Genomic DNA, 18,723 nt, shown 5'->3' with positions numbered 1-18,723 from the left:
GTCAATCTACCCCTTGATAACCATTGAATGCCAAATCCTCAAAACGGGTATATTTACCAAGAAATGCTACCCTCACTTTTCCTATTGGACCATTACGTTGTTTTGCAACGATGATTTCCGCCACCCCTTTATCCGGGCTGTCGTCATTATAAACTTCGTCACGATAAATAAAACAAATTAAATCCGCGTCTTGCTCGATCGCGCCTGATTCCCGTAGATCCGACATCACAGGTCGTTTATCATGGCGTTGCTCCAAACTACGGTTCAACTGTGATAAGGCAATCACCGGAACTTCTAATTCTTTTGCTAGAGATTTTAAACTACGTGAAATTTCTGAAATTTCTGCAGTACGATTATCGGCTTTCAAGCCTGGCACTTGCATCAGTTGCAAATAGTCCACGACGATAAGTCCTAATTGCCCATGTTCTTTAGCCAAACGACGGCAACGAGCACGCATTTCCGAGGGACTTAAGGCGGGCGTATCATCAATAAACAAAGGCGCTTCCGATAACATGTGAACAGCGGAAGTAACACGAGGCCAATCCTCATCATCCAATTTTCCTGTACGAATTCGATGCTGATCGATTCGACCCAGAGATGACATCATCCTCATGGCTAAAGAATCGGCAGGCATCTCCATAGAAAAAACTAAAACAGGTTTCTTCGCGTGAATGGCTGCATGCTCTGCCATATTCATCACGAGCGTCGTTTTACCCATCGATGGACGACCTGCAACAATAACCAAATCAGAGGATTGCAACCCTGAGGTCATTTCATCCAAATCGGATAAACCAGTTGCCAACCCAGTAATGACGTCTCCATTATGATAAAGCGCGTCAATTCGCTCGACTGCTTTAACTAGGATGGATTTAATACTTTCAGGCCCACCATCTCCACCGGTTTGCTCGGCAATAGCAAAAACTTTAGTTTCTGCAAAATCAAGTAAATCGCTAACCTCCCGCCCCCCTGGGTTATAAGCAGAATCAGCAATTTCACTAGCCACTGCAATTAATTGCCGCTGCACCGATTTTTCGCGCACGATATCTGCATAAGCCGAAACGTTGGCGACACTGGGCGTATTGTTAGCTAATTCAAATAAATAGGTTTCCCCTCCGGCGTCATCAAGTTCATTTTTCGATTTTAAAATATCGAGTAAAGTCACTACATCAAAAGGTTGTCCTTTTTTAACTAAATCAATAATGGCACGATAAAGAATGCGATGCTCCGTACGATAAAAATCCGCTTCGCATAATTTTGTGCTGATTTTATCCCAAACCTGATTGTCCAACATTAATCCACCAATGATGGATTGCTCGGCTTCAGCTGAGTGCGGTGGGCGCTTTAAGGGGTCGATTGTGGTTTTTTTTCGTGTTTGAACTTCGGTCATATTTTTAGCAGAGTCTAGAGTCTTGACTGCTATTGTACCTAAGGGAATCTTTTAAATGTAGAGATTTTTTGTGTCATTTCACCAAGGCTTCGAGACGGCCTAACGGCCTCCTCAGCCCGAACGGGTTTCTTAGGTGGAGCCTTGGGCCAACATTCTACTGGATAGGAATAATGAATTTATTGGGCCATCTAGCTGGTTTTATAATCCCGTTCGGGCTGAGGAGGCCGTTAGGCCGTCTCGAAGCCTCTCCTTAAAATCTCTCTTAGCGCACCCAAATCTGTGTACGTCCGAATGCAGAAAAACCCACATATCCGCGAACATGCAGTTTATTGCCTTCTAAGGTCATTTTCGCGTGATAAACCCTACCGCTTTTGGGGTCGAGAATTTTCCCATCTTCCCAAACGCCATTCCCTTTATCTTTTAATCCCCAGATTATTCTTAATCCTTGGATGGGCTTGTTTTTCAAATTGCCCGAGCATTTTGAGCAAATCCCGGTATCACCGGGTTGAGGAAATACTTTGACTATTGTGCCAGTTAAGGTCTTCCCTGATACCTTAAGATCGACAACCACTCTTTTTTTACCTGTTTTATCATCAATTGATGTCCATGTCCCAGCAGGTGATTGTGCGAAACCAACAGGTATAACGGTCAGCGTTATCAAAAAGGCCAATAAAGCTTTAATTTGTCTCATGAGTCTTTCTCCGTAAATTGCTCACTCGACAGGATAGGTCATGAGAATCTGGATTGCAATTCCTCAATCCTCGGAATAAAAATTCAGTGTTCAATCATTTGATAAAGGCATAAAAAATTGCTCAACGTCATTGGGGGTCAAGCTAATCATGCCACTCGCATTATTCGATAAAATGCCATCAAATAATTGGCGCTTTTTCTTTTGCATTGCAAGAATGGCTTCTTCAACGGTTCCTGCAGTAATCAATTTATAAACAAAAACGGGATTCTCTTGACCTATCCGGTGGCTTCGATCGGTCGCTTGATCTTCAACCGCTGGATTCCACCAAGGATCATAATGGATAACTGTATCTGCCCTCGTTAAATTTAAACCAGTGCCCCCTGCTTTTAGGCTAATTAGAAAAATAGGGGTATTACCTTCTTGGAAGGTATTAACTAAGGCTTGGCGGTTTTGCGTTTGACCTGTTAATTTCAAATAAGCATAGTGACGCTCAATGAGCTGCTTTTCGATCAACTCCAACATTGAAGTAAACTGGGAGAACACTAAGACTCGGCGTCCTTCATCAACCAAGCTTTCAAGCAACTCCATTAATGTATCTAATTTAGCCGAAGTACCGTGGGCAATTTCTGCCTCAGGCATCGATAGTAGTTTCGGATCACAGCAGACTTGTCGTAATTTAAGTAAGGCATCGAGTAAAACAATATGGCTTTTGTTGATGCCTTGTTTAGCAATCGCTTCACGAACTTTTTTCTCCATACTCATCCGAATAGCTTCATATAAATCACGCTGACTACCGGTTAGCTCAATAATACGAGTCATTTCCGTTTTTTCGGGTAACTCGCTAGCCACTTGATTTTTACTTCGCCGTAACATGAATGGCTGAACTCGTTTTGCGAGTAAATGTCTTTTTTCAGTATCATTCAATTTTTCAATGGGAGTCTTAAAAAACTGACGGAATTGTTTTGCATCGCCTAATAAACCCGGCATTAAAAAATGGAATAGTGACCAAAGTTCTCCTAAGTGATTTTCTAAAGGCGTTCCGGATAAACAGAGTCGATGTAGCGCTGGAATTTGCTGAATGATTTGCGTGGTTTTTGTTCTAGCGTTCTTAATCGATTGAGCTTCATCAAGAATGAGATAATAAAAAGGGTAATCGATAAATCGCGGTTTATCACGCTGAATAAGTCCATAGGTGGAAATAATTAGATCATAATTATCAAAATCATCTGCATGGCGTTCCAAACCGTGAAAAATTAATACCTTTAATTCTGGCGTAAATCGTTTGGCCTCTTCAAACCAATTACCCACTAAACTGGTTGGTGCAACAATCAAACTCGCTTTTGTTAAGCGACCCTGTTCCTTTTCAACTTGTAAATGAGCGAGAGTTTGAACCGTCTTACCCAAGCCCATATCATCCGCTAAAATGCCGCCAAAACGACTGATGCGCAAAAACTGTAACCAATTTAAGCCTTGATGTTGATAATCGCGAAGCGTAGCTTTCAAGCCTCGCGGTATTTCAATAGCGGGAAGATTAATCAAACTCATGAGCTGCTGTAATTGTTTGCGCAAGGTGGTATCACCCTGCCAACGGGCGGAAATGCAGGCCATAGCTTGCTCAGTTTCTTGCATCAAAACCAGCTGGTAACGATTTATTTGCAGCGATTTTTCGGATTTAATATGACGCAGGCCATACTGTAATAGAAAGCGAAGTAGCGGTTTAATTCGCCCAAGACTAACCTGCAGAACTTTACCTTCGGATAGAGGCAATTTAACTCGTTCATTCTCAGGTAAGCTATCAAGATTATCTTTACCAAGTCGACCAATCAGCTCAGCTACCAAAGGTACAATGGAGACTTGCTTTCCGTCCACCAAAATTCCTAATTGATAAGAGAAAAAATCATTTCCCTTTTCATCAAGTTCGGAAAACCATTCAAGCTCGTCGGCATCAATTAATTCTTCATAAAAAGGATGAATAAATTCGATGAGCCAGCCTTTATTTTTCAGTAGCGGAATGACCTGATTATATAAACGAGGTAAATCATTTTCGTCTTGATAATGGTTTAAAACCCATTCATCTTGCAAAGTGTAACAGGCCCGCAATTTTTCAGAGAGATTAGGACTGCGAATCTGTAGAATTTCTTTGATTTCATTTGCTTTTTGTTCTTCGAAAGCTAAATCTCTTTGGATTTCAAATAGTTCATTGCCATCAGTACGATAAAGTGTAGAGCAAGCTTCCGTTTTGGCGATAACTATTCCTTCATAATCGAAGGCAAGTTCCACGATCAATAAACGATTATTATCAGTTGACAACTGACTGGTTTCTAATTCGATTGCATCAAAAATTAGCATCGCCTGAGGCGTATTTTTATGCACAATTCGCTGTTCAAAAATTTTAGGCTCGGGTAGTTCAGGATGAGTAGTTGCCAATTGTTTGACGATAAATGGCGCTTGTTCCAATTCGACAGGCGGTGCGTTCAATAAATTTTTTAATTGACTTGCGCTGTAAGGAAGGTCCAAAGGACCGATAATATTTTCTTCTTGATCAAGGTACCAAGGTTTATCCAACACTATCGGCAAAATAATTTCTTTTTCCGAAGTGAGTACTAAATATTGTGTACCATCTTTTTCAAGCTGCCAATTAAATTGTGCTGATAATTCGTCACCAAGCACTAAAGAAGGTTCTGCATCGCTTGTCAAATAAGCGCGATTGGTCGCCAGAATTTTTTCTAGTAAATCGCTATTGCGAAGATATAACCGATCGAACCAACCGCGAGAACCATTTTTAAAAAGCAAAGAGGCGATGATTCCTTCATCCTCTTCCTGGAAAAATTGTTTGCGGCTTTCAGTGATGGTATTAAATACGGATTTTTTACCAATGCCCCCTTTTTTGAGTCGTTTTACAATCGCAAGTCGGACCACGATTCGATGTTCAAAATCACCAAATTCAGGTTCGAGCAGATAAACAACTTCATGGCTGCTATGGGGTTTATTTTCGTCAGACTCTTTTTCACGCAAAGAAGAAAGCCAAGCGTTCAGAGATAGATTGGGTTTATTGGGGACTGGAGCAGGAATTTCATAATTTTCTCTAACCTGCAAAGCAAACAAACTTGCCACAGCATGCTTGCAGTTTAAACTATAAGCGCAACTGCAACGCGCAGGATTTGCAGGCCAAGTTTTAAGATCGATATGGACATCATAAATTTGACTCGAACGCCCCTTAACGCGAGCTTTTAATAAGCCATCGCTAAGACGAATATTTAAAACAAACCCCTTTTGCTGGTACTCTTGTCCACGCATCAACACGGTGGGTAAAAAAACATCAGCCATCCGTGATAATGCTTCTTTTAGCATAGAAAACCTACAACAAATTAACAGTCCAACGGGAGATTATAGCAAATTAAAGGTTAAGAGATATACCTAAGTTTCATCAAAATGCTATTTTTAAGGATCTTAATCGCTAAATTCTGTATTCTAGGCCAGTAGCCGCCCCCCTCTTCCCCCGACCCTCTTCCCTGAAGATTATCCTCCTATCGTTCTAATTTCTGTCGCGGGAGAGGAACAGAATGGATTACTCATTATAAAAATGGCGAAAGTTGACAAGTATAGGTATTATTCTGAACTTATTTTAATGAGATTAGTGTTAACTCTATGCATCCCTTAAAAATACTTATGGCTCAAATTAACCCAACAGTGGGGGCTATAGAAGCCAATACACATAAAATTATTACAATTATTCAGCAACATCAGCAAGAACATGAGGTTATTGTTTTCCCCGAGTTAGCTGTGACAGGCTATCCTCCGGAAGATCTACTTTTTCGTGATGAATTACATCAAAGAGTCAAAGAAGCTTTACTGACTATTCAAGAGAACACTGGCGATTGCCATGTCATTGTGGGTCATCCTCATCTCGTGGGTAAGGATTGCTATAATGCCGCAACTGTTTTTTATCAGGCTTCTCAACGGGCAGTTTATCGGAAACAAGTCTTACCTAATTACGGCGTGTTTGATGAAGCACGCTATTTTATTCCCGGGCCTACGGAAACCTGCATTTTTGAAGTTAAAGGTTATCGTTTAGGACTTTGCATCTGTGAAGATATTTGGGAAAAAGGACCTGTGAACCGCACGATTGCTACAGGCGTGGATGGGATTATTTGCATCAATGCTTCACCGTTTGTTTATAATAAACCAAAATTACGGGAAGATTTAGTGCGTAGCTATGCACAACAGGGCGTGGCTGTTATTTATGTCAATCAGGTTGGTGGTCAAGATGAATTGGTTTTTGATGGCCAGTCTTTGGCCTTTGATCGTAGTGGAACTTTGTGTGCCCGAGCACCAGCCTTTCAAGAGCATCTTCAAACTATCCTCCTTGATGGTCAAAAACTAAGCTCTGAAATTGTTCCAAGCTACGAAGAACCAAAATTAATCTATGAAGCACTCGTCTGTGGTACACGCGATTATATTGAGAAAAACCGTTTTTCTGGTGTGCTCATTGGTTTATCCGGGGGAATTGATTCGGCCCTCACTTTAGCCATTGCAGTTGATGCTTTAGGTTCTTCAAGAGTTGAAGCCGTCATGATGCCTTCACAATATACGGCTGATATCAGCCTTATAGATGCAGAATCACAAATTAAAACCATGGGTGTGAAAAGCACAGTAATTGCCATTGAGCCGATTTTTGATCGTTTTATTGGTAGCTTAGCTCCTTCTTTTCAAGGCTTAGCACCGGACGTCACGGAGGAAAATTTACAAGCACGCATCCGTGGCATGCTGTTGATGGCTTTATCCAACAAGAGCGGTAAACTTGTATTAACCACTTCGAATAAAAGCGAAACTGCTGTGGGGTATGCCACTATTTATGGCGATATGGCAGGTGGTTTTTCAGTATTAAAAGATGTGTTAAAAACCCAAGTTTATGCCTTAGCGAACTACCGTAATCGTTTAACACCAGTCATTCCTGAACGCGTCATTCAACGAGCGCCCTCCGCCGAACTACGTGCCAATCAAACCGATCAAGATAGTCTACCCGAGTATGCGGTTTTAGATGCTATGATAAAAGATTATATGGAAAATGACTTGTCTGCGGCTGATATAATTCGCAAAGGTTATCATCCCGAAACGGTTCAACAAGTAGTCCGTCTCATTCAACGCAACGAATACAAACGTCGCCAAGCAGCACCTGGAATTAAAATCAGTTCTCGCGCTTTTGGACGCGATTGGCGATATCCGATTACCTCTGGATTTTAGCGCCGATGCTTCAGATATTAGAAGGAGAAATAGAAGGCTGTTCCTGTTGAGTTATCATATCGACTACCTCCTCCGCTTTAATGGAGGGATTTTTTTCGAATTGCTGCCTTATTAATAACAAATTATTAGCAATGTCTTCACTACTTGCATCACTCATCAGCAAGCCGTGAACAAATTGGGACGGGAGTTTAAGTCCATCAATTTGTAAAAGAATTTCATCCAGCGGAATCAATTTACTACTTTCGTAATAAGCAACTCGATATTGATCGATGTGTTTAATTAAATGATGAAGATTATCATCATGGATTAATAGCAATCCCTGTCTTAATTCAAGCAATTGGATAAAATGGCTATATTGTTCTTCGAGATAGCTCATTGCTTTGATCCGAAGTTCAGGGTCTTCATCACTTAAATCAGCCAATGCCTCTTGCATCCCCTTAAATTGCGCAGACAGTTCTTGAGGATATAATTCAAAAATAATATCAATTAAGAGCTGAACGTGAAGATTGTTATTTAAGGTTACACCTAGGCTGTAAATATCATCAGCTTTTGAATAATGATAGGGCTCATCATGATGTTCAGCAAGCCACTGTTGCTGCGGCGATTTGTATCCAGCTGTCCCACTATAGGCTAGCGGGTTTTTATCATCCATGCTAAGCGATGAACCAAAGTCGATTAACTGGATTTCACCTGTCTCAAGTAGCATAAAGTTTTGTGGTTTGATATCGCGGTGCAAATAATTTTTTTTATGAAAGTTGGATACTTGCTCAAGAATGCCGCCAATCACGCGAGCATAACCTGTCACAAAAGGACCACATTTTTCTTGAGCATTAGGCCTGTCAATTTGACTCGCCAAATTCTCCAAAAATTCCGTCGCATCTTCCTTGGTTCCACCGCTTAATAGAAGTAAATCATTTCCACGAAGTAGAGGCATCGCATAATAGACAAATTCATTGGTCACTAAAATGGAAGAATCTAAGGCAAGATCATCCATAATGGCCTTATTTTTTTGGGCATTACTCAGCGCTATCTCTTTTATTGAACTCAGAAGAGCAGGTAATTTTTTATCTTTAAAAAAATTGACTAATTCCTGAGGTTCCACATCATAGTCTGCAGCTGGATACTCATCCATATATAATATTTTTAATTCATCTTCATACTGACCAATAAATTGTTCTTCATTAGTCATACAAAGAGAAACCATGTCGCGAATTTCTCTGTTTGCGGGAAAGCATTCTTTAATGGCAACCCATTGAGGTGTTTTGCCTTCAGAAAAATGCGCTGCCGCCATGACTACACCCTCTCCTCCTTCACCCAATACAATGTTAGATAGAACATAATAATCTGTTCCATCGTATAAAACTTTAAATGGTATTTGAAGTGTTGCCTGCAAACAAAATGGAGGTACTTCAGGGTGTTGTTTTACCCTCTCCATGATTTGGTTAACTACAGATTTCTTTAATAGAGATTTATCTTGATCAAATTGCTGTTTTTGTTTCTCAAAAGAGAAAGGTTGATTCGATTTATTACTTTTCTTTTTTGGGGTAAATCTAAAAAAAGAAGTAAACATATGGGACTATCCAAAATAGACTAATTAGTAATATTATAGACATCTTTTTATCCGCTGTTTTTTTCAACTATTTTAGCGTGAATAAATATTTTGTTTTCTATTTCAAATAGTTATTGTCCAAGCGATTATAATTTCTTTGTTTTTATTATTTTGCAGGTGTCATAGTCTGTACTATTAGTTAAAAAAAAAGTATGATATTTAATCCAACATAATGGATTATATGGTTAATTTAGCATGCCAATTGAACAGAATATTTTAGATAGATTAGCAAAAAATGATAGTACTCTGAGCGCCTTGGACTTAAGTAATCATCAAATAAACTCAAAAGACCTTATATTATTAATAAAAGCTCTCCAAACTAACAACCAATTAAAGCAATTAAATTTAGCATCTAACCTAATCGATGATGAAGGAGCTTGCCTATTAGCTCAATATCTACGAGTGAATCACTTAAATCTTAGAAAAAACAATATAACTGATAAAGGAATTCAAGCATTTTTACAAAACTCCTATTTAGATGAAATCAGTATAGAGGGCAATAAATACAGTTATTTGACCATAAAAAAACTTGATGAAAAAGTAAAAACTAATTTTAAAAACAAAGTGAATCAATTGGTGCTCACTATTTGTGTAATTGCTCAAGGTAGAGGGCAATCTGGCAGTCCTTTTTTTAATTTACCACCCGAAATTTTATTTTATATTATTAATAAATTAGACGTTGATTTGTCCAGAGCTTCTTTGCGCAAATTGGCAAAAGCTATTTTTGGTAATAATTACTACGATTCCTCTGGTCATAAAGTATTTAAATGGGAAAATCCAAAAGAAAAGGTATCCAATTATCCCCGATTTTATTTACCTCATTCAGCCGTCTATCAACGAGAAAAAAGGGAAGAAAAAATTCAAAAAATGGACAGGATAGTATAAAGAAAAAACAATTAAAAAAGAAAAAAAGAACTGAGTCAGAGAGAAGAAACTCTTTTTTGAGACTAATAAGAGCACTCTTTTAGACTCAGCTTATAGATAATTAGGAATTATAAACTGTTTGATGAGCAGAAGGCTCCTCAGTAGTTGGGTTCGTAGAGGCGTGATTTTCTGGTTTTAAAACAGGCCGTTCCCCGTAAAGTTTGGTGATATTTGCAAAATCGCTAAGATTTATTCTTCCTGGTTCAGGCATGAATATTTTATGGCCTGCTACGCACTTAGCAATCAGAGAAAATTTAGACAATATTATTTGATTAGCCGGTTTATAATCAATTAGCTGGTTAGATAGTTCTTTTAACTGTATATCGGTTAATGATTGAGGGTCATCCTTCCATTGATTAAATAGTGCATAGACCTGGGGTAATTTATCGCTAGACACCGTTACAGACACAGCATGTTGCAAGGTGTCAATATAAAATAGTTGCCATTCTGAATCTTTCTTTGTCACAACAAAAGTACAAGAAGGAAATTTACGAGCTTCTTTTACATTAAATTCTTCGACAGCAGCACAGAGATTTGTTTCTTTTGGCATAGGCATAGCGGCCATGATCTTGTTCTTTAATTCTATTTGATCGCTTGAGGTCAATTGCGCTGCAGAAAAAGGGGTTTGTTTTTCAGTTAAAAAGCTATGAAAGTTATCCCAATCCTTGCCCCCTTCATCATTGATATTAACAGGTATATTCACCCCCCCTTTTTGTCTTTGATATAAAATCCATTCGCCTGTTTTTGGATCAGGGGTACGCGTAAGGATATAGATTCCAGCAGACAGTTTATAGGGAGGAATTCCTTGCAAATTATCAGTACAGATTAATGTAACTCCTTTTTTTACAAGTATTTCTCTTCCCAAGCTTTTTTGGGCCGTTTGGTTAACCTCATTACGCATTTTGACATGTTGTAGATAAGTTCGCAGCTTAAGCATATCCTCATTGGTGAACGCTGCTTTAGTTTTCAGCCATTTTGAAAAAGATTCATATCGTTCTAAATTAACGGGATGCGCTTTGCTAAAGCTATCATACCAAGTCAATTGGTATTGCTCATCTTGTTGGGTTAGCACATAAGTTAAGCTTAGGTATTCGAGCTCTCTTGAGGTTGGGTTAATGAGCACTTTAGTTCGTGTAAGATGCTCTTCGGCCAATTGGCTGCAACACATTTTGATACTTAATTGCGGGTTAGCAAATTGAGGTTGCAAATATATTTTAAGAACCGGCAAATCTTCCTTTGTCAAATTTTCTTTAGAGGCAAGCCAATTGGCTAACAAATAGTGATGACCTATCGTTAGTGGAACTTGATTACCTTGATTATCATACCAAGTCAGTTGATATTGTTTATCTTTTTTAGTGATAGCATAGCTTGATTTTAAGTCTTCAAGCTCTTCAGCAGAAGGTTCTAGTACAACATTGGTTCTTTCTTCATATTCTTTTTCTAATCGTGAAAATTCTGCTAGTTTAAGTTTGATCTCAACCGGCGAAGTTCTTTCCGAATCTTCATCCTCTTTCGGAGTTTCGACCAATTGAAACGAAGTTAATAAATTTTCTAATCCAGGTGTCATTTCAAGAAAATTGGGATTGCCAGTAAAATCATACCAAGTGAATTGCCAAACCAGTTCATTTTCGTCGATTTTGGTCTTTGTCCTTTTCTGTTTTAATTCCAGTTCTTTAAGGGTTAACTTTCTTGCCGATAAATGAAATACTTGTTTTGCAGGGCTATCGACTGCTTCTTTTTTAGCTAGCTCTGCGTCATCAAATAATTCGATTTCCGCCGCTTGATTGAGATAAGCTCGACAATTTTCTTCAACCTTTCTTCTTTCTTCTTCTTTTTGTCTTAAAAACTCAGCTCTTTCTTCAATGCGAGCAATGATTTCAAGATTGACCAACGGTCTTAGGTTAGGGATGATTACTCCATGAATAAACTCATCAGAAACCGATTGCTCATCATTTTCATAACCCAATATTGCTCTAATTGCAGAAATATATATAGCGGTATTCGCAGAACCGATATGCCAAGTTCCGCCTTCTTCAGAAATAAATAGATAGAAAGCTTGCAGTCTTAAAATCGGATCTGGAAAACTTTTTAAGTCATTAATTGTTTTTTCAAATGAGCGGTGACGAAAAAATCTGGATATCAACCAAAAATAGGAATCCTCATTGCTATATTTCCTATTTGCCATTTCAAATACTTTTATTAAGGCCCTACTGTCTTTATTCAGCTCCTTAAAACTACTCTCAGCTTTTTTTTCAACCGCTTTATTGCTATGAGCTTGCACTTTATCGGGTGAACTGGGTGGTGTAGGCGAACCATAACCCACTAGACTTGATAACCAAGACCAAACGTAAGAGTAAGATTCACCGGGATTTTCTTGTTTATTTACAGTTTCAGGGGCTTTTTCTTGAGTTGAGTTACCGTCTTTGGTGGCTTCTTCAGTAGTCGTAACTTTTTGTTGTTCTGAGCTTTGACTTGCGTCCAGAGCCTCATCTTCTAATGGCACATCGAATGATGCATTTGCAATACAATTAACAAAATCTTTAGCAAAACCTTTTAAATTATCAATAATTCTTTCTTTTTTTTCTTCTATTTTATCAATAGTTTTTTCTTGTTTTGTTAGCATGTCCCTGCTCCGTGAGTCCTAAACTTCATCCATCTTAAACGAATATCTGATTAATTCAAGTAAAAAAAGCATAATAATAAACCAGTCGCGCAAGAGAAGAGACAGGTATAACTGTGGAAAGTGAAATTTTTTAGAAAAGAGCTGAGTTTCAAACACAAAAGCTGCTTGCAAAATAAAAGTAAATCGCTAACATGGAGTTGCAAAATAATAATAACAAGGTATTTCATGAGAATTGCTTTTTTTTCGAGCATGTTGCTTGCATCGAGTCTAGCAACGGCCGCAACTCCTATTGATGGCTTATACAGTAGCTTCTTTGGTGGATACACTTATATCCCCGACAACTTAAGCAAATTCCAAAACGGTGTTAAATTTACTCATGGGGTTTATAACAATGGTTTTAATGCCGGCGGACGTTTGGGTTATCAAGCCAATTATTGGCGTTATGAAGCTGAAATAACCTACATGCGAACCGTAGTGAGTGCATTTCGTTTTGCTCTGCCGTCTTTGCTTCCAACAGTAGGGGAAATACGAGCTCGTGATGTCAATGGACAAACCAACACCGTGACCGGTATAGCCAATCTTTATTATGATTTTCCTGAGATGGTTCCTTGTATTGCCCCTTTCCTAGGGGTCGGCGTCGGGTTTGGTTGGTTTGGGATTCATTTTAGCAACGATGTAGTTCGCAATCGTAACCTTTTGGACAATCCTAATTTTGTCCTTAATCCGACTATTTTTCAAAATCCATTTTATCGAAATCTTCACTATTCGAACTCAAGCAGCGCGTTCGTTTATCAAGGAACAGCGGGTTTTACTTACAATTTTGCCGAAAATTATTCTCTGAATCTCGCTTATCGCTATATAGGCTCGACGCGAATAGGGGCACTAGGTAAAGTCTTACAAGCTAATTTAGCGAGTGTCGGTGTGGTGTATCGCTTTAATGAATACAACTATAAGTAAGGGAGCAAAATGAAACGTTCGAGTAAATTCGCCTTAGCTAGTCTATTGTTTACGAACTCCGTCTTCGCAGTGACTCCATCTGAAGGCTGGTATTGGGGACTAATGGGTGGTGCAAGTTATACAACAAGCACCAGTGTTTTTGCGCCTAGTCCTGTGCCCTTTATCAATATAAACAATCAAATTAATCCAAACCCTAGTCCTGTTGTTGCCAATTCATTAATTAATAACTATAAGGCTGGACTGCCTAATCCTAATGCGAATATTATACAAGCAACATTCTCGAATTTGACTCGTGGAACACTGGATTACAGGGTAGGTGGTAATTTCAGTGGACACCTGGGCTATCGTATTTGTAATTTCCGTGCCGAAGGTGAATTACTATTCAATTATTCCCCCCTGTCGACGGTCAAAGTCGCTGGTGCCTCAATTTCAAGGCATGTGACGCTTACTAATCCAGTACGCCTGAGCGGCCAAACAGTTTTGGGTGCGGGACTTATTAATGGCTATTATGATTTTTACGATGAAGAAATGGACCCCACTTGGGTTCCTTATGTCGGTTTAGGTATAGGTTATTCTTACCTGCGCAACACAATCTCGTTTACCGTCCCTTTTCTTTTCACAGACGCTTTTAGTATTAGTTTCAGAAACAATGAAAGTTCACCCATTGGTCAAGCCATTTTAGGTATCAGTTATTTTACCTCTGATGACCTCTCCATTGGCTTGGATTATCGTTATCTTACAACCAAATCACTTTCAGGCACTAATTCACGTTTGCAAACACATACGATCAACCTGAATTTTAATTATTATTTTTCTGACTAGGGATTGATAAAGGTCACTCTATGACATACCTGATTGCCCCTTCATTACTCTCAGCAGATATGACAAAGCTGGGTGATGAAGTCCTTGCGGTAATGGAAGCTGGTGCAGACATGATTCATTTTGATGTCATGGATAACCATTATGTGCCCAATTTAACCTTTGGCCCGCCCATTTGCCAAGCCTTGCACAAACGCTTTCCTCAGTATGTAATTGATGTCCACTTAATGACCTGCCCAGTTGATGAATTAATTGTGCAATTTGCTAAAGCAGGTGCTAATCGCATCAGTATTCATCCAGAGGCCACCATTCATCTGGATCGCAGCTTGCAATTGATTCGTCAACAAGGATGTAAAGCGGGTCTCGTATTAAATCCCGCAACCTCAATTGATTGTCTTCAATGGTGTATTCATCGATTAGATTTTGTTCTAATCATGACGGTCAATCCAGGTTTTGGGGGTCAAACTTTAATACCCGAAGTCATTGATAAAATCTCGCTCATTAAACAAAAGTATGCCAAGCTGCCTATTTGTGTCGATGGTGGAGTAAGCGCGAGCAATATTGCTCAAATCGCTCGGGCAGGCGCCTCTGAGTTTGTCGCGGGTTCTGCAATATTTTCTAGCGATGATTATGCTAAAACGATTAAAACCATGCGAGCAAATTTGCTCCTAAAGTAGAGCGATGACTTTGTCGATAACAGGCTATGAAAAAAATATTATTAATACTATCGGTTCTAAGCATATCTACGATAACTTATGCAATCTCTGGGCAGGCCTACTTAGATCGCTTTATGGCTTATACGCAATGGAGTCAAAATCTACCTCAACAGCCTGGACCTGAGTTTTTTACTTTCATTGATAGTGAAACCCCACTAGCAACAAAGTTACGTGAAAAATGGTTATATCAATTAGCTCGCCAAAAAGATTGGCCCAGTTTTTCTAAATACTATCGATCTTCAACCGATATAAATTTGCAATGTTTTGCGCAGATTGCGAATTTCAATGAAGGGAGAACAGAAGAAGCCTTCAATGCAACTCGATTATTATGGCTTTCGGGTAACTCGCAACCTCCTACCTGCAATATACTCTTTGATTTAATGGTAAAAAAGGATGATTTTGATGAACATTTAATCACTCTGCGAATCATCCTTGCCTTAGAAAATCGTAATCTTGGTCTAGCACGTTATTTATTAAAACTATACAAACAACCTCGCCATCGCGATGAGCAGTTATTAGTGGCTATTTATCAAAATCCAACCCGTATCGCCCAGCTCGAACCAGGCGAGCTCCATGATCAGTTTTATTTGTTTGGTTTAAAGCGCATGATTTCAACAAAAATGGATCAAGCTATACGCTATTGGCAGGACAACAAAACCAAGCAATTTCTCAATGAAGCTCAACAACAAGCTTTCCTAATTCAACTTGTATTATATAAGGCGATGCGCGGTCATGAAGATGAGCCCTTTTGGTTTGCTAAGATAAAACCTATTTTTTATACCGAGGCCATTCTTGATTGGCAGATTCGCTTTAATCTAAAACATCAACATTGGGATCAGGTTGAGTTTTTGGTGAATCATTCACCCGACAAAGACAAACCTTGCTGGCAATATTGGCTAGCACGAGCTCTCGAAGCAAAAGGGGAGCAAGCTAAAGCAAAAATGCTCTATCAAGCCATTGCCCAAAACAGGCACTACTATGGCTTTCTAGCCAGTATGCGCTTGAATAAAACACCAAGCTTTGAAAATGAAAAACCCGCGAACGATTTGGCTTTACTAAGACCCTATCAACCTTTTACCGATACTATAAAGTCCCTGTATTACACTAGGCAATCATTGCAAGCGTCTAGATTGTTGAATGACTTTATTAGTGAACTTCCTAAAGAAGAAAAAAGTGCTCTAATTTATTGGGTGGCGACTGGACTTCAATGGTACGGTAAATCAGTCTATCTAAGTAGTACCGAGGAATTGAATAATCAATTAATACTTCGTTTCCCCATTATTCATTATGAGACAGTAAAGCAATATGCAAAAAATTATCAGGTTCCACCAGAATTGATCTATGCCATTATTCGTCAGGAAAGTGGATTTCGCGAAGACGTTGTGTCACCTGCCGGAGCCAGAGGTTTAATGCAGGTTATGCCTACCACCGCTTCAGTGGTCGCAAAACGAGAAAAAATTGCTTACAACCATAAAGATCAACTTTTTTCCTCTCAAAAAAATATTAATATTGGCGTCGCTTACTTAAAACAATTAATCACTCGTTATAATCAACATCCCGTTTTAGTTGCTGCTGCTTATAATGCAGGACCAACGCAAGTGAATTATTGGCTTAAAAATCATCCTCCCAAAGAAATGGATATTTGGATAGACACCCTTCCCTGGCATGAAACCCGTAATTACTTGAAAAATATTATTGCCTTTTATGCTGTTTACCAATACCGCTTACAACAAAAACCTGATTTGCATTCGTTTATGGAGCCTTTATAGCGCGCTTGTTCAAACAAGGTTGGGCTAAGGCCTTACCTACTATTATATCAACGTATAATGCATTATAATCGCGCAACCTGTACTTTTAGATTAGAATTATGCCTATCCAACTTGTTGTTCTTGGTGACAGAAAATCGGGTAAAACAACGCTTACCAGGCGGCTGACTCATCCTGAAACTCCGATTAACTTATCCTCACAATCAAATGTTGACTCACAACCGACACCTTCTGTTGAATATGCTTTTTCAGACCAATGGAGCATATGGACTGCTAACAAGCCTCTCAAAAGGAAAGGTTCCGTCTACTATACGACAGCAGAAATTACTCTCTATTGCGTTGATTTGTCCCTACCTTATAACGCGCAGAAAATAGAAGAAGAGATTAGCGAGTTTAGAATACATAATCCTGATGCGCCCATAGTTTTAGTGGGAACAAAAAAAGATCAATGCGAAGAGGATGAGAAGCAGCTTATCTTCTCAATCTATTCAGATTTACAGTCTCGGCTTCAAGATGTAGATATTAAAGGTCTTGCAGGGCATACTAGTTTTGCAGCCCAAGATAATGAGGATTTAGCAGAACTAACAAATCAACTTGTATCACTAGCTATTCAGGTTAAACAAGAGAGGCCTCGAGCCCATCTTCTATTGAAAGCTAGAAATAAATTACCCCCTGAATCACTTCTATATCAAGCGATAGATCGGTTTATTCTAATTACAGAAGAGCTTGATTTATCCGAAGAACAATTTACCCAACTTGGCCAAGAAACCAACGCACTAATCTATGATCTTCAAAATAAGGATTTTACAGCTAAAGGTTTGGCTATCGAAACGTTTAATAAAAACTGCCATTTAATTTTAAATGACCAACCCTCAAAAGTAACCAATGCCATTGAGGGTATTGTGGCAGCAGTTCTTGTCACTCTTTTTGTGTTTGCCATAGGCTTTGCTGTAGGTTGCGCATTAGGTTCGTGGTCAGGACCGTTCGCCTTGCTGACCGGTATTTCGACAGGCACTGCCGCTGCTGTCACTTTACTCACTGTTAGTGGGGGTTGTGGTGCATTAATAGGAGGTTTAACTGCCTTTGGTATCTTTAAAGAACCCTCAGTTGGTTCGCGAGCAATCGATGAGCTGACAACGGCAGCAACAAATAGCCTTGCAGCAGATATTTGAAATATCGACTCTTCAATCGAAAATATCGCGGTGATGAAGCAACATTGCGATACTTTTGAAGGTAGAAATGTCAGCCAAGGCTCAACCCACTATTTTATTAATACAAAATGTATTATAATCGAGCAAGTTACACTTTTAGAGTAGAATTATGCCTATCCAACTTGTTGTTCTTGGTAACAGAAACTCGGGTAAAACAACACTTACTGAGCGGATGACTCGTCCTAAAACTCCCGTTAACTTATCCAAAGTTAACTCAGATCCGGCTCCTGCTGAATTTGCTTCTTCAGCTCAATGGGAGATATGGACTATTAATAAGTTTCACAAAACTCTAGCTTCTGTCTTTTATAGCTCAGCAGATATGATTCTCTATTGCGTTGATTTGTCAGAGTCTTATGACGCGCAGCAAATAGAAAAAGAGATTAGCGAGTTTAGAGAACATAATCATTATGCTCCCATAGTTTTAGTGGGAACAAAAAAAGATCAATGCAAAGAAGATGCGAAGCAGCTTATCTCCTTAATCTATTCAGATCTACAGTCTCGACTTGAGGATGCAAATATTGAAGGTCTTGCAGGGCATACTAGTTTTGCAGCCCAAGATAATGACGATTTAGCAGAACTAACACATCAACTTGAATCACTAGCTATTCAGCCTAAGCAAGAGAAACTTCGAGCCCCATTATTGAAAGCTAGAAATAAATTACCCTCTGAATCGCTTCTACATCAAGCGATAGGTCGGTTTATTCTAATTACAGAAGAGCTTGATATATCCGAAGAACAATTGACCCAACTTGGCCAAGAAACCAACGCACTAATCG

Annotated in this window: 13 protein-coding genes; 8 read left to right on the top strand and 5 right to left on the bottom strand. The window is 39.1% G+C overall.

The window, feature by feature from the left end:
• Nucleotide 1: 1 nt before the first annotated feature.
• From dnaB to Ldro_RS12760, 3 genes are all read right to left on the bottom strand, one after another.
• Nucleotides 2-1,387, bottom strand: a complete 1,386-nt coding sequence (dnaB, locus tag Ldro_RS12770) for a replicative DNA helicase (RefSeq protein ID WP_058496815.1) — start codon at nucleotides 1,385-1,387, stop codon at nucleotides 2-4.
• A 262-nt stretch (nucleotides 1,388-1,649) separates the two neighbouring features.
• Nucleotides 1,650-2,078, bottom strand: a complete 429-nt coding sequence (locus Ldro_RS12765) for a DUF2147 domain-containing protein (protein ID WP_058496814.1) — start codon at nucleotides 2,076-2,078, stop codon at nucleotides 1,650-1,652.
• A 90-nt stretch (nucleotides 2,079-2,168) separates the two neighbouring features.
• Nucleotides 2,169-5,429, bottom strand: a complete 3,261-nt coding sequence (locus Ldro_RS12760; protein WP_058496813.1) for a DEAD/DEAH box helicase — start codon at nucleotides 5,427-5,429, stop codon at nucleotides 2,169-2,171.
• A gap of 297 nt (nucleotides 5,430-5,726) precedes the next feature.
• Here Ldro_RS12760 and Ldro_RS12755 point away from each other — a divergent pair, with 297 nt between their 5' ends.
• Nucleotides 5,727-7,322, top strand: coding sequence for an NAD+ synthase (locus Ldro_RS12755; protein ID WP_058496812.1), 1,596 nt, complete (start codon nucleotides 5,727-5,729; stop codon nucleotides 7,320-7,322).
• A 10-nt stretch (nucleotides 7,323-7,332) separates the two neighbouring features.
• Here Ldro_RS12755 and Ldro_RS12750 read toward each other — a convergent pair whose 3' ends face one another.
• Nucleotides 7,333-8,892 (bottom strand): protein kinase domain-containing protein, encoded by a 1,560-nt coding sequence (locus tag Ldro_RS12750; protein WP_058496811.1) that lies wholly within the window; start codon nucleotides 8,890-8,892, stop codon nucleotides 7,333-7,335.
• 234 nt (nucleotides 8,893-9,126) lie between these two features.
• Here Ldro_RS12750 and Ldro_RS12745 point away from each other — a divergent pair, with 234 nt between their 5' ends.
• Nucleotides 9,127-9,816 (top strand): leucine-rich repeat domain-containing protein, encoded by a 690-nt coding sequence (locus Ldro_RS12745; RefSeq protein ID WP_058496810.1) that lies wholly within the window; start codon nucleotides 9,127-9,129, stop codon nucleotides 9,814-9,816.
• Between the two features lie 100 nt (nucleotides 9,817-9,916).
• Here Ldro_RS12745 and Ldro_RS12740 read toward each other — a convergent pair whose 3' ends face one another.
• Nucleotides 9,917-12,478, bottom strand: coding sequence for a hypothetical protein (locus tag Ldro_RS12740; protein WP_058496809.1), 2,562 nt, complete (start codon nucleotides 12,476-12,478; stop codon nucleotides 9,917-9,919).
• 225 nt (nucleotides 12,479-12,703) lie between these two features.
• On the opposite strand from Ldro_RS12740, the gene Ldro_RS12730 reads away from it, so the two are divergent.
• The 6 genes from Ldro_RS12730 to Ldro_RS12705 all read left to right on the top strand — a co-directional run.
• Nucleotides 12,704-13,435, top strand: a complete 732-nt coding sequence (locus tag Ldro_RS12730) for an outer membrane protein (RefSeq protein WP_058496807.1) — start codon at nucleotides 12,704-12,706, stop codon at nucleotides 13,433-13,435.
• Nucleotides 13,436-13,444: 9 nt separating this feature from the next.
• The gene (locus Ldro_RS12725) at nucleotides 13,445-14,257 is read left to right on the top strand and encodes an outer membrane protein (RefSeq protein ID WP_058496806.1); all 813 of its coding nucleotides are present in this window, start codon (nucleotides 13,445-13,447) and stop codon (nucleotides 14,255-14,257) included.
• Nucleotides 14,258-14,277: 20 nt separating this feature from the next.
• Nucleotides 14,278-14,931 (top strand): ribulose-phosphate 3-epimerase, encoded by a 654-nt coding sequence (gene rpe, locus Ldro_RS12720; protein WP_058496805.1) that lies wholly within the window; start codon nucleotides 14,278-14,280, stop codon nucleotides 14,929-14,931.
• A gap of 26 nt (nucleotides 14,932-14,957) precedes the next feature.
• Nucleotides 14,958-16,739 (top strand): lytic transglycosylase domain-containing protein, encoded by a 1,782-nt coding sequence (locus Ldro_RS12715; RefSeq protein ID WP_058496804.1) that lies wholly within the window; start codon nucleotides 14,958-14,960, stop codon nucleotides 16,737-16,739.
• Between the two features lie 98 nt (nucleotides 16,740-16,837).
• Entirely contained in the window at nucleotides 16,838-17,908 is a 1,071-nt protein-coding gene (locus Ldro_RS12710; protein ID WP_058496803.1) for a Rab family GTPase, read from the top strand.
• Between the two features lie 148 nt (nucleotides 17,909-18,056).
• Nucleotides 18,057-18,723, top strand: a 667-nt coding sequence (locus Ldro_RS12705) for a Rab family GTPase (protein WP_157066490.1), incomplete at its 3' end; no start/stop codon positions are given.

The organism is Legionella drozanskii LLAP-1, assembly GCF_001467585.1.
GTDB lineage: Bacteria > Pseudomonadota > Gammaproteobacteria > Legionellales > Legionellaceae > Tatlockia > Tatlockia drozanskii.
The sequence above is the reverse complement of the archived record's forward strand: the minus strand, read 5'-3'. Positions and strand labels throughout refer to the sequence as shown.

Excerpts from the sequence above, each read along its gene's own strand:
- Ldro_RS12725 (WP_058496806.1), top strand. The coding sequence starts at position 13,445 with ATGAAACGTTCGAGTAAATTCGCCTTAGCTAGTCTATTGTTTACGAAC.
- Ldro_RS12765 (WP_058496814.1), bottom strand. The coding sequence starts at position 2,078 with ATGAGACAAATTAAAGCTTTATTGGCCTTTTTGATAACGCTGACCGTT.
- Ldro_RS12710 (WP_058496803.1), top strand. The coding sequence starts at position 16,838 with ATGCCTATCCAACTTGTTGTTCTTGGTGACAGAAAATCGGGTAAAACA.
- Ldro_RS12755 (WP_058496812.1), top strand. The coding sequence starts at position 5,727 with ATGCATCCCTTAAAAATACTTATGGCTCAAATTAACCCAACAGTGGGG.
- Ldro_RS12750 (WP_058496811.1), bottom strand. The coding sequence starts at position 8,892 with ATGTTTACTTCTTTTTTTAGATTTACCCCAAAAAAGAAAAGTAATAAA.
- rpe (WP_058496805.1), top strand. The coding sequence starts at position 14,278 with ATGACATACCTGATTGCCCCTTCATTACTCTCAGCAGATATGACAAAG.
- dnaB (WP_058496815.1), bottom strand. The coding sequence starts at position 1,387 with ATGACCGAAGTTCAAACACGAAAAAAAACCACAATCGACCCCTTAAAG.
- Ldro_RS12740 (WP_058496809.1), bottom strand. The coding sequence starts at position 12,478 with ATGCTAACAAAACAAGAAAAAACTATTGATAAAATAGAAGAAAAAAAA.
- Ldro_RS12745 (WP_058496810.1), top strand. The coding sequence starts at position 9,127 with ATGCCAATTGAACAGAATATTTTAGATAGATTAGCAAAAAATGATAGT.
- Ldro_RS12715 (WP_058496804.1), top strand. The coding sequence starts at position 14,958 with ATGAAAAAAATATTATTAATACTATCGGTTCTAAGCATATCTACGATA.
- Ldro_RS12760 (WP_058496813.1), bottom strand. The coding sequence starts at position 5,429 with ATGCTAAAAGAAGCATTATCACGGATGGCTGATGTTTTTTTACCCACC.
- Ldro_RS12730 (WP_058496807.1), top strand. The coding sequence starts at position 12,704 with ATGAGAATTGCTTTTTTTTCGAGCATGTTGCTTGCATCGAGTCTAGCA.